The 17575-nt window shown below is 55.0% G+C and carries 13 protein-coding genes, 2 tRNA genes and 1 pseudogene; 12 read left to right on the top strand and 4 right to left on the bottom strand.

Annotated features, from left to right (window positions below):
* Window positions 1-64: 64 nt before the first annotated feature.
* Window positions 65-367: pseudogene (locus tag AAC076_RS15270) on the bottom strand (PAS domain-containing protein); the annotation flags it as partial.
* Between the two features lie 334 nt (window positions 368-701).
* Between AAC076_RS15270 and AAC076_RS15265 the strand changes: the two are divergent.
* From AAC076_RS15265 to AAC076_RS15255, 3 genes are all read left to right on the top strand, one after another.
* Complete coding sequence (locus tag AAC076_RS15265) at window positions 702-2198, top strand: ATPase domain-containing protein (protein ID WP_339847294.1); 1497 nt, start codon at window positions 702-704, stop codon at window positions 2196-2198.
* On the top strand, window positions 2188-4269 hold the full coding sequence (locus AAC076_RS15260) for an ATP-binding protein (RefSeq protein ID WP_339847291.1): 2082 nt from the start codon (window positions 2188-2190) through the stop codon (window positions 4267-4269). Before AAC076_RS15265 ends, AAC076_RS15260 begins: the two co-directional genes overlap by 11 nt.
* A gap of 172 nt (window positions 4270-4441) precedes the next feature.
* Window positions 4442-4705, top strand: coding sequence for a YebG family protein (locus AAC076_RS15255; RefSeq protein ID WP_339847288.1), 264 nt, complete (start codon window positions 4442-4444; stop codon window positions 4703-4705).
* A gap of 286 nt (window positions 4706-4991) precedes the next feature.
* Here the strand turns inward: AAC076_RS15255 and AAC076_RS15250 are convergent, their stop codons facing one another.
* Window positions 4992-5708: a 3'-5' exonuclease gene (locus AAC076_RS15250; protein ID WP_339847286.1), complete on the bottom strand. Its 717-nt coding sequence runs from the start codon at window positions 5706-5708 to the stop codon at window positions 4992-4994.
* The gene (locus AAC076_RS15245; protein ID WP_339847285.1) at window positions 5705-7639 is read right to left on the bottom strand and encodes a putative nucleotidyltransferase substrate binding domain-containing protein; all 1935 of its coding nucleotides are present in this window, start codon (window positions 7637-7639) and stop codon (window positions 5705-5707) included. The genes AAC076_RS15250 and AAC076_RS15245 overlap by 4 nt, the downstream gene beginning before the upstream one ends.
* 153 nt (window positions 7640-7792) lie before the next feature.
* On the opposite strand from AAC076_RS15245, the gene AAC076_RS15240 reads away from it, so the two are divergent.
* From AAC076_RS15240 to AAC076_RS15200, 9 genes are all read left to right on the top strand, one after another.
* Window positions 7793-9700 carry a propionyl-CoA synthetase gene (locus tag AAC076_RS15240; protein ID WP_339847283.1) on the top strand — a complete coding sequence of 636 codons (1908 nt, stop codon included), beginning with the start codon at window positions 7793-7795 and terminating at the stop codon, window positions 9698-9700.
* A gap of 135 nt (window positions 9701-9835) precedes the next feature.
* The gene (uvrY, locus tag AAC076_RS15235; protein WP_339847281.1) at window positions 9836-10480 is read left to right on the top strand and encodes a UvrY/SirA/GacA family response regulator transcription factor; all 645 of its coding nucleotides are present in this window, start codon (window positions 9836-9838) and stop codon (window positions 10478-10480) included.
* A 1-nt stretch (window position 10481) separates the two neighbouring features.
* Window positions 10482-12311: an excinuclease ABC subunit UvrC gene (gene uvrC / locus AAC076_RS15230; protein ID WP_339847278.1), complete on the top strand. Its 1830-nt coding sequence runs from the start codon at window positions 10482-10484 to the stop codon at window positions 12309-12311.
* 33 nt (window positions 12312-12344) lie between these two features.
* Window positions 12345-12914 carry a CDP-diacylglycerol--glycerol-3-phosphate 3-phosphatidyltransferase gene (gene pgsA / locus AAC076_RS15225; protein WP_339847276.1) on the top strand — a complete coding sequence of 190 codons (570 nt, stop codon included), beginning with the start codon at window positions 12345-12347 and terminating at the stop codon, window positions 12912-12914.
* Between the two features lie 62 nt (window positions 12915-12976).
* A tRNA-Gly gene (locus tag AAC076_RS15220) sits at window positions 12977-13052 on the top strand.
* A 213-nt stretch (window positions 13053-13265) separates the two neighbouring features.
* Window positions 13266-13523 (top strand): DUF4212 domain-containing protein, encoded by a 258-nt coding sequence (locus tag AAC076_RS15215; RefSeq protein ID WP_335607283.1) that lies wholly within the window; start codon window positions 13266-13268, stop codon window positions 13521-13523.
* Window positions 13524-13528: 5 nt separating this feature from the next.
* A complete protein-coding gene (locus tag AAC076_RS15210) occupies window positions 13529-15292 on the top strand; it encodes a sodium:solute symporter family protein (RefSeq protein ID WP_339847274.1) in 1764 nt (587 codons plus the stop codon).
* Between the two features lie 98 nt (window positions 15293-15390).
* The gene (locus tag AAC076_RS15205; RefSeq protein WP_339847272.1) at window positions 15391-15897 is read left to right on the top strand and encodes a hypothetical protein; all 507 of its coding nucleotides are present in this window, start codon (window positions 15391-15393) and stop codon (window positions 15895-15897) included.
* 182 nt (window positions 15898-16079) lie between these two features.
* Window positions 16080-16153, top strand: a tRNA-Cys gene (locus tag AAC076_RS15200).
* Window positions 16154-16805: 652 nt separating this feature from the next.
* Here the strand turns inward: AAC076_RS15200 and AAC076_RS15195 are convergent.
* A complete protein-coding gene (locus tag AAC076_RS15195; RefSeq protein WP_339847269.1) occupies window positions 16806-17450 on the bottom strand; it encodes a hypothetical protein in 645 nt (214 codons plus the stop codon).
* Window positions 17451-17575: the final 125 nt, after the last annotated feature.

Genomic DNA, 17575 nt, shown 5'->3' with positions numbered 1-17575 from the left:
AAATGGTATTGATCCCCCCATTGCTGTTTTCCCGGATACTCCGGCCTGCTCAGGCGCCAGGCTTTCGGATCACCTGTCCTCGGTCAAGGACCTCTGCATAGGTGCGGTCTGCTCTGCGAAAGCGATACTCTTCGCTCCAGGCCGCGTCGTCGCCGTCAATCACAGCGTGTATAGATGCATCAACGCGATCCTGATCATCAGGATGGATCTGGGCTATCCACCAATTTCCGGTCGGGATGATGGTTTCTGCGGTGTAGCCATAGGTGTGCATCAGTGCCTCATTCCAAAGCACGTAATTAGTTGTCAGGTCCCAATCCCATAAGGCGTCATTGGTTGCCTTGGCAACCAGTCGATAACGCTCGTGCATAGCCTGCTCCGCACTTTGATTCCAGTTGCCGAGTGCTCTACTACTTTCTTCGCCCAGATCATTCCTCAAGATGTTGCTCCGTAATAAGTAATAGATTTACCTGTAAAGACTGGGTCGTACGCCTTATTGGAGGGGATGCGAGGGACAATCATATTTTGAATTTTCATTCCGTTCTGTTGTCGCAAAAGCTGGATGGCCACATGTTTAAACATATAGAAACATTTGCATACAGGTTAGCAATATTAACTATATGGGCTGCTAAAATGTGACGGAAATTTGGTTTGAATGGTTTTGGAGTCGCTATCAAGCGCGACTTCTATTGCGAGGATAAAGAATGGCAGAAACAAACCCGATCATATCCACTGGCAACAACGGATTCGATGCAATCCTGAAAGGCGGGCTGCCCCCCAATCGGCTCTACTTGCTTGAAGGTACACCCGGAGCGGGCAAGACAACTTTGGGGTTACAGTTTCTGCTTGAAGGCTTAGCCGCAGGGGAGCCGGTACTCTATATCACTCTTTCAGAAACCGGCGAAGAGCTCCTGAGTGTTGCGCATTCGCATGGCTGGACATTGGACGGTATTGACCTGTTCGAGTTTTCTTCGACGGCCGATGTGCTGGGCGAGGGTTACGAGCAATCCATCCTGCACCCATGGGAAGCCGAGCTGGGAAATGCCATCCGCTTGATTGAGGAAAGGGTGGAGAAACTCAGGCCGAAGCGACTGGTTTTCGACAGTCTGTCGGAGATGCGGCTGCTTGCTCAGGATCCGTTACGCTACCGTCGCCAGGTTCTAGCACTTAAACAATACTTCTCCGGCCAGAACATCACTGTTCTGCTTGTGGACGACATGACGGCGTCCAATGGCGAACGTGATAATCATCTGCACAGCCTCTGCCATGGTGTGGTTACCCTTGAAAGACTTACGCTGGATTTCGGTGCCGCGCGCAGGCGAATGCAGATTCAGAAACTGCGCGGGGTAGATTTTGTAGCGGGCTTTCATGATTTCACGATCAAAAAAGGAGGTCTGGAGATATATCCTCGGCTGATAGCTGCCAAGCATCATGTGAAGTTCAGTAATGAATCAGTTCACAGCGGAATAAAAGAGCTTGATGACCTGTTGGTTGGCGGGCCCTTGCGGGGGACAACCACTCTGGTTACAGGGCCGGCCGGTTCAGGAAAAACCACGTTGGCATTGGTGTACTTGGCTGCAGCCTGCCGCAGGGGGGAAAACTGCACTATCTACGAGTTCGACGAACGCGTGGCAACCCTTATTAATCGTGCCGACAGCATGGGCTTGCAGTTGAGCAAGTATGTAGAAAATGGTCAGCTGGTTATTCAACAAATAGATCCTGCTGAAATTTCCCCTGGCGAATTCACCTGGCGGGTTCGTACCGAAGTAGAAGAACGCAATAGCAGAATGATCGTGGTGGATAGCCTTAACGGCTACATGGCGGCCATGCCCCAGGAGCAACAGTTGATCCTGCAGATGCATGAGATGTTGTCCTACTTGAGCCAACTGGGTGTTGTTACTTTCCTGATTAATCCGCAGCATGGACTTCTTGGTTCAATGTCTACCAGTCTCAACATTTCTTACATTGCAGATTCAGTCATATTGATACGTTACTTCGAGGCCCAGGGCAGACTCCGCAAGGCAATCTCCATTTTGAAACATCGCACGGGCGCCCATGAAGATGCTATCCGCGAGCTGCGAATAGATTCCAAAGGTGTGCGCGTCGGTGATCCGTTGGTGACCTTTCGGGGGGTGCTGACGGGCACTCCAGAATACTTTGGCGATGAAAACCTCATGGAAGAGCGAAAGAGTGATTTCTGACAGACGACCTGAAGCGAAGACTCTGTCGATTGTTGCCCCCTTCAAAGGTGACGCACAAAGTCTGAGCAAGCTCTTTGCTGGAAAATATTACGTCCAGGTGCATTCCAGCCTCAATTCGCTTTCCGCAGAATTGGGCGCAGGAACCGGTCTGGTCATTCTGACTGAGGAATCACTTCTAGGGGGAGTTGCAGCCCTGGAAGAAGCATTGAGCCGACAACCCAGTTGGTCTGATATTCCAATCATTCTGCTGGCATCGAACAACGGTCGGTTTGGACGCGACACTGATGTGGCAAGACGAAGATTGCCTCCTTCGGCCGGCTACGTGATCGTACTTGAGCGACCGCTAAGCTCCGCATCTCTTTTAAGCGCGGTCGATGCAGCCTGGGGTTCACGTGAGCGTCAGTTCGAGATGCGCGATCGTTTGGCCGAATTGGCGGAAGAACGCGGTAGGCTTAGTACGCTTCTGGAAAATGTACCAGTGGGCATCAGCTTTATGGATAGCCAAGGTAAATCGGTTATCAGTAATCCGCTATTCCGGGAATATCTGCCCAGCGGAATAATACCGTCCAGAGATCCGGGAAAGGCATCGCGCTGGATAGCCCATGATGCCGAGGGCAGGAGGCTGGAGCCCAATATGTTTCCTGGTGCCAGAGCGTTGAAAGGGGAGCCGGCGACCGGAGTTGAGTTTTGCCATAAACAGGATGGCGACAAGGAATCCTGGATGCGCGTTAGCGCAGTGCCACTGTATGACGAGCATCGCAATATCCTCGGGGCAGCGTCGGTAATTCTCGATATCAACGAGGAAAAACAGTCTGAGTTATCCCTACGCCGCTTTAACGAAGAGCTTGAGATTCAGGTTCAGGCTAGAACAAGCGAGCTCAACGCAGCTATCGAGCAACTCCGAAAAGAGAGTGATGAGCGGGCGCGAGCCGAGGACCAATTGCGCCAGGCGCTGAAGATGGAGGCGGTAGGACAGCTGACAGGTGGGATAGCCCATGACTTCAACAATATGCTTACGGGTGTTATCAGCGCACTCGATCTAATCAGGATCCGTATGGCCAAGGGTCAAACCAGCGACATTGGCCGTTTCATGGACGCGGCCCACAGCTCTGCACAGCGCGCCGCATCCTTGACCCAGCGACTGCTCGCATTCTCCAGACGGCAGCCCCTGGATGCCAAGCCCCTGCCCATCAACCGTCTGGTTTTTACCCTCAAGGATTTATTGCAAAGAACGGTATCCGAGCAGATTGCTCTGAGACTTGAGTTATGTAGTGAGGATCCATGGATCCATGTCGATGGTAATCAACTGGAAAACGCGATCCTTAATTTGGTGATTAATGCCAGAGACGCCATGCCTGCAGGTGGAAACCTGACTATCCGTACCCGGCTTGTCAAATCAAACGACGCTGAGCCGGGTCATGTCTGTATTGATGTACAAGATACTGGATATGGCATCCCCCGCAACGTCCAGGACAAGGTTATGGAGCCGTTCTTTACGACCAAGCCAATCGGTCAGGGAACAGGCCTGGGTCTTTCAATGGTGTACGGTTTTGCCCAGCAAAGTCATGGCGAACTTACGATTGAAAGCGCGCCAAGCAAAGGTACAAGCGTCACCATCTGCCTTCCAGAAAACCCCGGAATACTTTCGGATTCCGTCCCGGTCGAAGCAACGGCCACCACTGGCGGCGGTCAGTCTATTCTGATGGTCGAGGACGATGATTCGGTACGTTTGATCAATAAGGAAGTGCTTGAGGAGCTCGGCTATCAGGTAACCGTAGCCCGTAATAGCGATGAGGCTCTCGAGTCCTTCCATGCTATGGACCACATTGATCTGTTATTGACTGACGTAGGGCTGCCAGGCATGAACGGTCGACAATTGGCAGAGGTGATTCAGCAACTGCAGCCAAGTCTGCCAGTACTTTTTCTGACCGGTTATGCGGAAAGCGCAATGAACCAGACTGATTTTCTTGGGCCGCACATGCAGTTGCTGACCAAGCCTTTCACTCTGGATTTGTTGGCCAGTCGTGTGGCAATCATGTTGGCGAAAGAACCATTCGGCGCTAACGCCTGAGCTGCACCAATATTGTAAGGTCCCGAATGCGCCTGACTGCCCAATTGTTCTCATAACTCAAAAAAGCGGCATCATAAAAACGATGATAACTGTACGAACATACAGTAGACTCTGCTGGTCGGCCTGATCAGAGCGACAGACCGCAAATTACTATCAAGCCAGAGGTATGAGTATGGCCGTTGAAGTTGTTTATCGTAGCAGTAGAGACCCGGAGCAGCTGTTCATGGATAAAGCCGAAGCCGATCGTCACGACAAAATGCTGGAGCTGGCTGAAGCGCTCGGTGAAGTGCTGCAGACTGCGGTACCGTCATTGACCGAGCAGACCGCCGAGGAAGTCAGCCTTTACCTGGCGCAAAATCGTGATGTGTTTGCCAAGGCCTTCAAGAACAATTTGGGCGCGCTAGCTGATCTACTTCCCGCCGGCAACCCGTCCTGATAGGTCGTCCGCTCTAAAGGTGCCCGCCGAGAGGAGGTGTGGTGCATTACAGCCCAGACGCTCCCTTTGTTGGCGCACCGAAGTTCGAGGTTGAATGAAAACGCCCTGACTGGTTCGGGATGTTTTTGTGTGCGCTATTGATTAATAGCTATAGGTCGCCCGGGCTGACAGGCCATGGGCGCTGTTGCGGTAATCGGCGCTGTAGGACATGGGAATCGAGGCCGTGGCTTCATGGTTCACCTCAGCTTCGTCCGTCCAACCTTGGGGTTCAGTTTTTTCGATAAGGCTAGATTCCGCCCGAACGGGCGTGCTTGAGTTTGCGCCAGTGGCCGAGGCGACTCTCCAAGGCGGCCAGATCGGGGATGCCCTGGGCGCGCGCCTTGCTCAACAGGATCAAGGCGATTTCAGCGGTGGCTAGTGCATCAGCTGCCGCATTATGCCGCTGAGTGTTATTGAGACGAAAATGGGCCTGCCAGTCATCAAGACCGCCGCGGCCAACTTGCGCGTCAGGGCAGAGCATGGGAGCCATTTCGGCGATATCAATAAACACATGCTGAAGTCGATGCCCCAGGTCTTCGCGCAAGCTGCGCCGCAGCATGCGTTGATCGAAGCGAGCGTGAAAGGCCATGAATACGCATTGGCCGGAGAACTCCATGAAGTCCAGCAGCGCATCGGCGGCGTCTCGGCCCTCGGCTATCTCGCTGGGCGCGATACCGTGGATCAGAATGGCTTCGGTTACCTTGTGGTTTTCACGGTAGAGCGTGCATTCGTACTGGGTGCCCATGTCGATGGCATCCTGTTCGATAACCACTGCACCGATCGATAAGACCTTGTCGCGTCGGGTATCCAGGCCGCTGGTTTCCAGATCCATGACGACCAACCGCGCTTTCCTCAGGGGAGTGTCATTCAGCGGTTGCGCTGGGGGGAGATGTTCCCTGCGGGCCTGCTGAGCTTCGGTCAGTTGAGCGCCACTCTTGCGTGAGAGCCAGTCAAACGGATTCATAGCTGGTAACGGATGGCCAGGCTGGCCTGCAGGCGCTTGGCCTGGCGAAAGGATTCGCGGAGGATGCGCCGGTCAAGATGGTTGAGGGTGTCCGGGTCAATTCTATTGCTGAAAGGCAGATTTTGCCGATCCTGCAACTGGAGTTGCTGCATGCGTATCAGTTGAATGAAGTGATAGGCCTCTTCGTAGGCGGCGGCATCCTTGTTATCAATCACCTTGAGTGCACTCAGTTGCTGAAAGCGCTGGAGCGTATTGCAGTCGGTAATGCCATGGGCCAGTGCCAGTAGTCGCGCGCCGTCCACAAAGGGCATCAATCCCTGTTTCTTCAGATCCAGTGTGTCTTTTTCCGCGCCGCTGCGAGCCACCACGAAGTCACGGAAGCGCCCGATAGGCGGCCGTTGTGTCAAGGCATTCTGGGCCAGCATATGCTGGAACAGCGAGTTGTCGCGGATCTTGTCGAGCACCCGGGCGAATATCCTTCGTGTGCCTTCAGGCTCGCCCCAGATAACCCGCAGGTCGAAGTAGATCGAGGAGTCCATCAGGTTCTTTGGGGTGGTAGTACGGATCAGCTGATCGAAGCGCTTCTCCCACTCCTGTTCCGACAGACACAGTTCGGGGTTGCTGGCCATGATATTGCCCTTGCACAGCGTGAAACTGCATTCAGCCAGCGCATCGTTTATATGTCGGGCCAGCGGAAGCAAACGTTCACGGTAACTGGCTGCCTGTGCGGGACTGTTGGCCTGAAAGAGAATGCCGTTGTCCTGATCGGTATGCAGCGTCTGTTCGCGACGACCCTCGCTACCAAAACACATCCAGGTGAAGGGGAAGCCCGGATCGCCATACTGTTGAATGCAGAGTTCAATTACCCTGCACACCGTATGGTCGTTGAGCAGGGTGATGATGTGGGTGATTTGGGTTGACGAGGCGCCATGGGCCATCATGCTCTCTACCAACTGGCGTACGTCTGTGCGCAGGGCGGCCAGAGTGCTGACCTTCGCGGCTTGGCGGATGGTTCTGGCCAGATGCACCAGGTCTACGCGCTGCAAGGAGAACAGGTCGCGCTCGGACACCACGCCGATGAGCTTTTCTTTCTCAACCACGCATATATGCGCGATATGCTGACTGGTCATGGCAATGGCGGCATCAAAGGCCGAAGCACCAGGAGCCAGGTAGTGGGGCGATGGAGTCATGACGCCGCTTACCGGGTCGTCCAGATCTATATCGATCTGGGCGATTACCCGGCGCAGGTCGCGCAGGGTAAAAATGCCTAGGGGTTTGTGCGCGTCATCAACGATCACGATGCTGCCCACGCTGGCATCATCCATGGCTTTAACCGCGGCACGGATGGACAGTTCGGCGGCGCAACAGACCGGGCTGCGCACGGCCAGGTCGCCAAGACGGGTATCCAGCGAATATTGTGCACCAAGGTTTTCAGCAGCCTGCTGCTGCGCCTGCTGGTTTACCTGATCAAGCAGGCTACTGACACCGCGCAGGGCAAAATCACGAAAACTGGCCGAAATACCGAACAGCTTGACGAACTCCGTACGGGGCAGCGTCAGACAAAAGGTGTCTTCACCCGCGATATGCTCGGTGCGCGTGCCGCGCTCTCCGATCAGTGCAGCCAGGGGGAAACATTCGCCCATGCTGATCTCGAAGGTGGTTTCCGGGGTCTCCTGGCCGGCAAGAAGCCGTTCTCCGCGCACCAGACCCTGCTTGACGATATAGAAATGCTGCACCGCCCCCTGCTGGGGGCTGATGATCGTGTCGCCCTGGGCGTAAAACCGCAGTTGACAGTGCTCAACCAGATAGGCGAGATGATTGGACTCCATCTGGTTGAAGGGGGGATAGGCAAGCAGGAACGTCATGGTGCCGTGGATGTTCTGCATGACCGCCGTCTTGCCTGCCTCGGCGAAAATAGTGTCTTTGGTCACGGGCGGTTAGTCACGGGCGGATTCATCATCAAAACCCTCTTTTATGTGTGGCTATTGTGGGCGAGGGGAGCGCCCACGCCCATCCGACGTAAGTCTAGTTCCCCTTACCGGCCCAGGAGCGAATCATGGCGACAAACAAGAGGAATAGTCACCATGTCCGCACAAAACTACCAGCAAGCCTACCATCAGGCCAGTGAGAACCCGGAAGCTTTTTGGGCTGACCAGGCAGCAAAACTGGAATGGCATACCCGGCCAACCACCATTCTCGCGCAGGATGCCGAAGGTAACCACCAGTGGTTTGCGGATGGCAGGCTGAATACGTCATGGCTGGCCCTGGATGCCCATGTGCAGGCCGGCCGCGGTGAACAGACAGCAATCATTTACGATTCGCCTGTGACCTCCACCAAGGCAAAAATCACCTACGCAGATCTGACCCGCAGAGTTGCACAGTGCGCCGGCATGCTGCGCAAGCTTGGTGTGGAAAAAGGAGATCGGGTCATCATCTACATGCCGATGATTCCTGAAACGGTTATTGCCATGCTGGCCTGCGCACGTCTGGGAGCGGTACATTGCGTAGTATTCGGCGGCTTCGCCGCACCGGAGCTGGCGGTACGTATTGACGATGCCCGGGCCGACGTAGTCCTGACCGCATCCTGCGGCATCGAGATTGACAGAATTATCGCCTACAAGCCGCTGGTGGACGCCGCGATCGATCAGGCCCGGCATCCGGTTCGCCATTGCGTGGTCCTGCAGCGTCCTCAGTGCAACGCCGAGCTGTATACCGACCGCGATCTGGACTGGCACCAGGCTCTGGCCAATGCCGAGCCTGCCGATGCCGTTCCGGTAATGGCAACCGACCCTCTTTACATTCTCTATACCTCCGGTACCACCGGTAAACCCAAGGGTGTGATCCGCGACCATGGCGGCCATGCTGTAGCCATGCGCTATAGCATGCAGACGGTCTACGACGTGGGCATAGGGGATGTGTTCTGGGCCGCATCGGATGTGGGCTGGGTGGTAGGGCACTCCTACATCGTGTACGGCCCGCTCCTGGCGGGCTGTACCACAGTGATCTACGAGGGCAAGCCGATACGTACTCCGGATGCCGGTGCATTCTGGCGAGTCTGCAGCGAGTACGGCGTGAAGGCCCTGTTTGCCGCGCCGACCGCTTTCCGCGCGGTTCGCAAGGAGGATCCTGATGCCGATCTGGCCAGGCAGTTTGATCTGACACGTCTTGAGCGGCTGTACCTGGCGGGTGAGCGTCTGGATCCACCCACCTGGGCGTGGCTGCAAGAGCACTTCGATCGGCCGATCATCGACCACTGGTGGCAAACCGAAACAGGTTGGGCGATTGCCGCAAACCCCGCGGGCTACGAACTTCAGGCGCCGAGGATGGGGTCTGCCACATGGCCGATGCCCGGTTATACGCTGGGCATTCTCGATGACGAAGGTCTGCCGGTAGCCTCCGGCGTGAAGGGCAATATAGCCATTCGCCTGCCACTGCCGCCAGGCTGTCTGACCGGGATCTGGGGCAATCCAGCACGTTTTCGTGAGGGGTATCTGAATACTTTCCCAGGGTTTTATGTATCCGGCGATGCCGGCTACGTCGACAAGGACGGCTACGTCTTCGTGATGGGTCGCACGGACGATATTATCAACGTGGCTGGACACAGGTTATCCACCGGTGAAATGGAGGAAGTGCTTGGTGCGCATCCGGCGGTAGCCGAGTGCGCGGTAATCGGTATCCCCGACGCGCTCAAGGGCGAATTGCCCCTGGGCTTGGTAGTGCTCAAAAATGGCGTGCAGATTGATCCTCAGCAGCTCGCGAGTGAACTGGTGGCCATGGTGCGCAAGGAAATCGGCGCTCTGGCGTGCTTTCAGCAAAACCTGATAGTGCAGCGCCTGCCCAAAACACGTTCAGGCAAGATTCTTCGCAGGATCATGCGTCAGATTGCATGCGGTGAAGCCTTTGTGACCCCGTCGACCATTGATGATCCGGCCTGCCTGGAGGAGCTGAAGGGCCAATTGGCACCTCAAATAGAGGTCGGTCGTACCGGCTGAGAATCGTTCCACTCTGCGCGTCGATTTGCTATGGTAGCGGCTACTGAATAGCGGCAGGAAACACTGCCAAAGCTGCCCGGAGACGGAAACCCGGCAGGCATAAACGCCGACCGTCAATTGCGCAAGGGGTGGGATTTGATCAAGGTATTGGTTGTTGACGACCATGATCTGGTACGCATGGGCATCAGCCGTATGCTCGCCGATGTCCCCGGCTTGAGTGTAGTGGGGGAGGCCAACTGCGGTGAGAGCGCTGTGACCCAGGCTCGTGCGCTGAAGCCCGATGTGGTGCTGATGGATGTGCGCATGCCTGGCATAGGCGGACTTGAAGCGACTCGAAAACTGCTGTTGCACGACAAGAACCTGCGAATCATCGCCGTCACGGTCTGCCACGAGGAACCCTTTCCCACCCGCCTGATGCAGGCCGGCGCCGCTGGCTATGTGACCAAGGGCGCTGCGTTGGATGAAATGGTCGCGGCCATTCGTCAGGTCAGTAGTGGTCAACGTTATATCAGCCCGGAAATCGCCCAGCAGTTGGCACTCAAGTCCTTTGCACCGGCGAGTGAGTCGCCCTTCGACAGCCTGTCCGAGCGCGAGATGCAGATCGCCTTCATGATTGTCAGCTGCGAAAAGGTTTTGGCCATTGCAGACAAGCTGTGTCTGAGCCCCAAAACCGTCAATACCTACCGCTACCGCCTGTTCGAGAAACTCGGCATAACCAGCGACGTTGAGCTCACCTTGCTGGCAGTACGCCACGGCATGATCGACGCAATGCCCCGCTAGCATGCAGCCAACCGAGTTCGATCCCAGCGCCTTTTTGGCCACCGCGAGTAACAAGCCCGGCGTCTATCGCATGTTCGATGCGAAGGGTGAATTGTTGTACGTGGGCAAGGCAAAAAGCCTGAAGAAACGCCTGGCCAGTTACTTTCGCAAGACCGGATTGAGTCCCAAGACCGCGGCGCTTGTGGCGCGCATCCAGCAGATCGACACCACCATCACTGCGAACGAGACAGAGGCACTGCTACTCGAGCAGAGCCTGATCAAGGGCTCTCGGCCGCCCTATAATATCCTGCTGCGTGACGACAAATCCTACCCCTATGTGTTTCTGTCGAGCCAGGACAGCTTTCCACGACTTGGTCTGCACCGCGGCACAAAGAAAATCAAGGGCCGGTATTTTGGTCCCTACCCGAGCGCAGGTGCTATCCGCGAGAGCCTCAGCCTGCTGCAGAAGACGTTCAAGATTCGCCAGTGCGAAGACAGTTATTACCGTAACCGCAGCCGCCCATGCCTGCAGCATCAGATCAATCGTTGCAAGGCTCCGTGCGTTGGCCTGGTGGACGAGCAGGAATATGCCGAAGACGTGCGTCACTCGGTGATGTTCCTGGAGGGCCGGAGCAACGCCCTCACCGACGAACTCAACAGGGCCATGGAACAGGCTGCGCAGGATCTGGACTTCGAACGCGCTGCCGAGCTGCGCGATCAGGTCGGCATGCTGAGACGGGTTCAGGACCAACAGAGCATGGATACCGAGCAGGGTAACGTCGATGTGGTCGCTGCGGCCGTATCCCCCGGCGGCGCCTGCGTGCATGTCATCATGGTGCGCCAGGGGAGGGTGTTGGGCAGCAAGAACCACTTCCCGCGGGTACCCATTGAACAAACACCAGGTGAAGTACTGGCAGCGTTCCTCCCTCAGTTCTACCTTGGCGGAGCAGAACGCGAACTGCCCGGAGAGATCATCGTCAACGATGTACACGAGGACCTGCCGGTCATTGCCGAAGCACTGGCCCAGGCCCGCGGGCACAACCTGGTCATAAGCCATCGCGTTCGGGGCACCCGCAGTCGCTGGCAGACCATGGCAGTGAACAATGCCGACATGGCGCTGACCGGGATGCTGGCCAATCGGCAGAATATCCAGGTGCGCTTCGAAACCCTCCAGGAGGCACTCAAACTGGATGAAATGCCCACCCGGCTGGAGTGTTACGACATCAGCCATTCCAGCGGCGAGGCAACAGTTGCCTCCTGTGTGGTCTTTGGCCCGCAAGGGCCTATCAAGAGTGATTACAGGCGGTTCAATATCGAGGGCGTCACCGCTGGCGATGATTACGCGGCCATGCGTCAGGCACTCATTCGTCGTTTTAGCCGGATTCAGGACGGTGAGGGCAAGATGCCGGATATCCTGTTGGTAGATGGCGGCAAAGGTCAGATGTCGATGGCTCTGGAGGTACTAAAGGAGCTCGCTATCCATGACCTGACCTTGCTGGGTGTTGCCAAGGGCGTTACTCGCAAGGCCGGCATGGAAACGCTCTACCTGAACGACCCGCAGGTAGAGCTGGTATTGCCCGGACATTCACCGGCACTGCACCTGATTCAGCACATCCGCGATGAAGCCCACCGATTTGCTATCACTGGTCACCGTGCCCGGCGTGGCAAGGCACGCAACACCTCCCCACTTGAGGGTATTGAGGGCGTGGGGCCCAAGCGCCGGCGGGAATTGTTGCGACATTTTGGAGGCCTGCAGGAATTGCGTCGTGCGAGTGCTGCAGAAATGGCCAAGGTGCCGGGTATCAGCAAAAAACTTGCGGAACAGATTTATGCATCTCTGCATAGCGACTAGAATGCGTGATCAAGAGAGGGTCGCCGAGAGTTTATGAATATACCGAATATATTGACGTTGCTGCGGGTCGCCCTGATCCCCATCTTCATCCTGCTGTACTACCTGCCTCTGCATTGGAGCTATCTGGCCGCTGCTACAGTGTTTACTCTGGCGAGTCTGACGGACTGGCTGGACGGTTATCTGGCCCGAAAATGGCAGCAGAGCACGCCATTTGGCGCTTTCCTGGATCCGGTGGCGGACAAGCTGATGGTCGCCGTGGCCTTGGTCCTGCTAGTGCAAGCCCATGCCAATTTCTGGGTTACGGCTCCTGCAATGGTGATTATCGGCCGCGAGATCGTTATATCGGCGCTGCGCGAATGGATGGCAGAAATAGGCGCGCGGGCACAGGTAGCCGTCTCCAATCTGGGGAAATACAAGACTGCAGCTCAGATGGTCGCACTGATCGTACTGCTGGCCAATCCACCGACTTTTTCGAGCTGGGTGATCTTGGGCTATGTACTGCTGATGATCTCCGCCGTGCTTACTTTGTGGTCCATGTGCCTGTATTTAAAAGCCGCATGGCCTCATATGAGTATGCATTCTGATCAAAAAAGCGACAAATAACTTTTTCTGAATCAATGAGTTGACAGGCTGGCGCAGCAAGATAGAATAGGCGCCGTTGCAAAGCGGGAATAGCTCAGTTGGTAGAGCACGACCTTGCCAAGGTCGGGGTCGCGAGTTCGAGTCTCGTTTCCCGCTCCAGATTCAGATTAAAGCCACCTCCGGGTGGCTTTTTTCGTTGTTCCTCCGCTAAAGATCCCCATCCCCCTGGCACCTGTCTGTGCACGCAATCAAAGCCTAAGACTAATGTCGGGGATTTATTGTCAGGCCGAATTTTGCAGAATCGTTAGCACGGAACCCTTCCGAGCTAGTGGAATTCCCAAATCGGTAATAACAATAAAGTGGAGAGATACGATGGATGATAAAGAAAAAGCCAAGGCGTACTGGTCGGCGAATCTACGCCTGATCTACGGATGCCTGGCAGTCTGGGCTACGGTTTCATTCGGCTTCGGTATCTTGTTACGACCTGTGCTATCTGGCATTTCGGTCGGTGGCGCAGATCTTGGCTTCTGGTTTGCCCAGCAAGGCTCGATTCTGACGTTCGTTTTCCTGATCTTCTTCTATGCCTGGAAAATGAATCGTCTGGACCAAAAATTCGGCCTGGAGGAGTAACCGGAATGAGCCAATTCGTTATCAACCTCTTGTTCGTCGGCGGGTCTTTCGCTGTCTATATCTTCATTGCGATATGGGCACGTGCCGGATCAACCAAAGAATTCTATGTCGCAGGCGGGGGCGTGCATCCCGTCGCGAACGGCATGGCGACGGCTGCTGACTGGATGTCTGCGGCTTCCTTCATCTCAATGGCTGGCCTGATCTCGGTTGGCTATGTCAACTCGTCATTCCTGATGGGCTGGACCGGCGGCTTCGTGCTCCTGGCGATGTTGCTGGCTCCCTACCTGCGCAAATTCGGTAAATTCACCGTGCCGGATTTCGTCGGAGATCGGTTCAACAGCAATGCGGCGCGGGTAGTCGCAGTCATCTGTCTTCTGGTGATTTCCACCACCTACGTTATCGGACAGATGACCGGTGCCGGCGTGGCATTTGCGCGCTTTCTTGAAGTCGACAGCACCACCGGCCTGATTATCGCATCTGCAGTGGTATTCGCTTATGCGGTGCTGGGCGGCATGAAGGGTATTACCTACACCCAGGTAGCCCAGTACGTCGTGCTGATCATTGCCTACACCATTCCGGCGATCTTTATTTCGCTGCAAATGACCGGTCACGTGTTGCCGCAAACAGGCCTGTTCGGAACTCATCTGGAGTCCGGCATGCCCATGTTGCAGAAACTGGATCAAGTGGTTAATGAGCTTGGCTTTCAGGACTATACCGCTGACGTCTCCAACAAGCTGAACATGTTCCTGTTCACAGTGTCGTTGATGATCGGTACTGCTGGCCTGCCGCACGTCATCATCCGCTTCTTCACTGTGCCAAAGGTCGCCGATGCTCGCTGGACCGCAGGCTGGGCACTGGTATTCATCGCGATTCTGTATACCACTGCACCCGCTGTCGCCTCCATGGGGCGCTTGAACCTGATCAACACCATCTACCCTGAAGGTCCGACCGCCGAAGCACTGGAATACGAGGAACGGCCAGAATGGATCAGGACGTGGGAAGCAACCGGGCTTGTCAGCTATGAAGACAAGAATGATGACGGGCGTATCCAGATGTACAACGATGTGCCTGCATTCGCCGAAACAGCTGAAGCGCGTGGCTGGGAGGGCAGTGAACTGGTCGTCAATAACGACATTCTGGTACTGGCAAACCCTGAGATCGCCAACCTGCCGGGATGGGTCATCGGTCTGATTGCGGCGGGGGGCATTGCAGCGGCGCTTTCCACCGCTGCGGGTCTTCTGTTGGCGATTTCATCGGCAATCAGTCATGACCTGATCAAAAAGATCATAAAGCCCGATATCACGGATAAAGGAGAAATGCTGGCAGCCCGTATTTCCATGGCGGTGGCCATTGTCATTGCCACTTACCTAGGTATCAATCCACCCGGATTTGCTGCACAGGTGGTCGCACTGGCGTTCGGTATTGCCGCGGCGACCATCTTCCCGGTACTGATGATGGGTATTTTCTCCAAGCGCATCAACAGCAAGGGCGCGGTATTGGGCATGCTGGCCGGCTTGATCGCCACCACCGTGTACATCTTCATCTATCTGGGCTGGTTCTTCATTCCGGGTACCAACACCCTGGAAAACATTCCAGCGAACTGGGTGTTCGGCATCTCGCCTTTGGCCTTCGGGGCAGTTGGCGCACTGATCAACTTTGCCGTAGCCTTCGCGGTAGCCTATGCGACAGAGGCACCTCCGCAGGAAATTCAGGATCTGGTAGAAAGCGTCCGCTACCCGAAAGGAGCTGGCACCGCGCTGGATCACTGAGTACTATCCAGGCCAGACCTGCAGGGCTGCGCTCTGCAGCTGGCTGAACCTGAGCGGGCTTCCTTATGGAAGCCCGCCTTATTTGCGGAAATGAATTTATGATTTGGCATTTATTTGCATTGGCTGTAGCAGGCCTGGGTGCGGCGGGGATCGGTTTCCTGTTGCGTGGTTTGACCGGAAAGAAGCTGCCTACGTGGATCGTTCCAATATTTGCCGGCGCGGGAATGCTGGCTTACCAGATCTACTATGAGTATTCCTGGTTCGAGCACAAACAAAGCCAGTTACCTCCAGCGTCACAGGTGGTAGCTCTGGATCAGGAGGGCGTGTTCTGGCGACCCTGGACTTACCTGTTCCCGATGACAGTAGGCTTTACCGTTCTGGACACCGACAACATCATCCGGATTGACCGGGACGAGCAGCGTCTCCGTCAGTTCATACTCTACACATTCGACAAGGAATACGTGGACCTGGTGTCTCACCAGACCCACCTGCTCAATTGCGATACGCAGGAGCTTGTGCCTATGGCCGAGGACGGGGCATTGCGAGTGTCAGCTATGCGTAAGCTTGAGCTTAGCGACCCTTTGTATGAGCAGGCCTGCAACTAGAGATTATGGTGTGCTTGCCAAGCTCTCAAAATTAATACATAATGCAGCCCATCGAATGCGGCTATATTGAAAAATATCAGTCTTATCAACAAGATAAGTTAATATTTTCGATCTAAGTAGCGATTATCAGCATCGATCATAAGTTACGTTTGATTCACCCACTACGTAGCTGTTTTCCTTGAGGCCGGGTGGCAGAGTGGTCATGCAGCGGATTGCAAATCCGTGTACGCCGGTTCGATTCCGACCTCGGCCTCCATTATTCAGTAGCTGTATTCAGTACCTGCTAGCCCGGATGGCGAAACTGGTAGACGCAAGGGACTTAAAATCTCTAATGTCAACTATTTTTAGGAGGTGGCAATAGGGCTGAAAGCCACGCAGCATAAGGCTTTCAGCAGGATTTAAGCTTTACGGTTAATTTGAAAATGGCTCGCTAGGTGTCAAATAGGGGCCACTAGAACCAAAGAAGACGTAACAAGCCTGGTAAAACCAGGCAAATGTAAGACCACGCCCGAGTGGTGAAATTGGTAGACACAAGGGACTTAAACAATTTGAGCCCTCCAGGGGAAACCCTGAAGGTGAAGCCCGTCAAACTCGGCGAAAGCCCTGGATTTGATTAGAATCCGAGCCAACGCCGAGCCAAGCCCCAAGGCAGTTTCTTGGGGAAGGTGTAGAGAGCAGACGGCGGGCACCTAAGGCAAAGCGGTTAAACGTGGAGCTAGGGTGAAGGCGTGCTCCAGACCACGAACAGTAGTCTGCTTATGCAGGAAGCTGGCGGTGAAAACCGAAGTGGTAAGAAAATCCCTCGACTGGAAACGGTCGTGCCGGTTCGATTCCGGCCTCGGGCACCATCTATCCTGCCTCCTAGTCACTAATTTTTAATGATTAGTGCTGTGCCATAAACTCATTAATCATCCTTTACTGGCATACACAGCAAGTACATTCTGCACGAAACGAATTCCGGTTGACCTTGCTGCAAGTGCAGCAATCACATATTGCCCGAGGAACCAGGTGCCACTGATAAAAATTGCCGTGTTATCGACACGGAGGAAATACAGAACTATGGGCACTATGGGGATGAGCAGAACGGACATTGCTGCGATATCACGGAACAGTAAATAATTCTTGTGGCTATCAAGTACTGACGGCTCCGATTCAACCTGCTTATAGAGGCGATACCACGTTGAATTCTGGCAGCGCTCATCGACCGGAAATTCTCCGACCTGGCCTTTGAGTTTTTCCAGGTCGATTCGGTGGTCCGCTGGCGCATGTACTGAAAATGCGCGTGAACCGGGCAGGGGATGCTTCAAACGCCAGAAAACAAGACTGGCTTTAAGGTTTGCTGAAATTAACGAGGACAGGAGCAAGACGGGGATGGGTAGTAGAGCCGCCAAGCTGGCTCTAATGGCGGCGACCCGGTCTGGCGTTAGTGCTTCAATCGTCGTGTTAAAGGCCAAGACGAGGAGAACAAGGAAATCCAGAACAAGTGTTGCCACGAGCCACGCGAGGTTCCTACCTTTTAGCGTTTTACCGCTTTCGTTTTTGGTGTTATTCATCCGAAGTGCTCCGTAAGCAATGGGATGGACTCCTCCTCACCCTACCAATTCGGCGTCTTTGCGCCAGAATGGTAAGCATCCGGTAAGTACCGTCTTGACGAGCGGATTGCTATTCTAGTCGAGGC

The organism is uncultured Halopseudomonas sp., assembly GCF_963977355.1.
In the GTDB taxonomy this organism is placed as follows: domain Bacteria; phylum Pseudomonadota; class Gammaproteobacteria; order Pseudomonadales; family Pseudomonadaceae; genus Halopseudomonas.
Note: the sequence above shows the minus strand (reverse complement) of the source record. Positions and strands in the feature narration are given on the sequence as shown.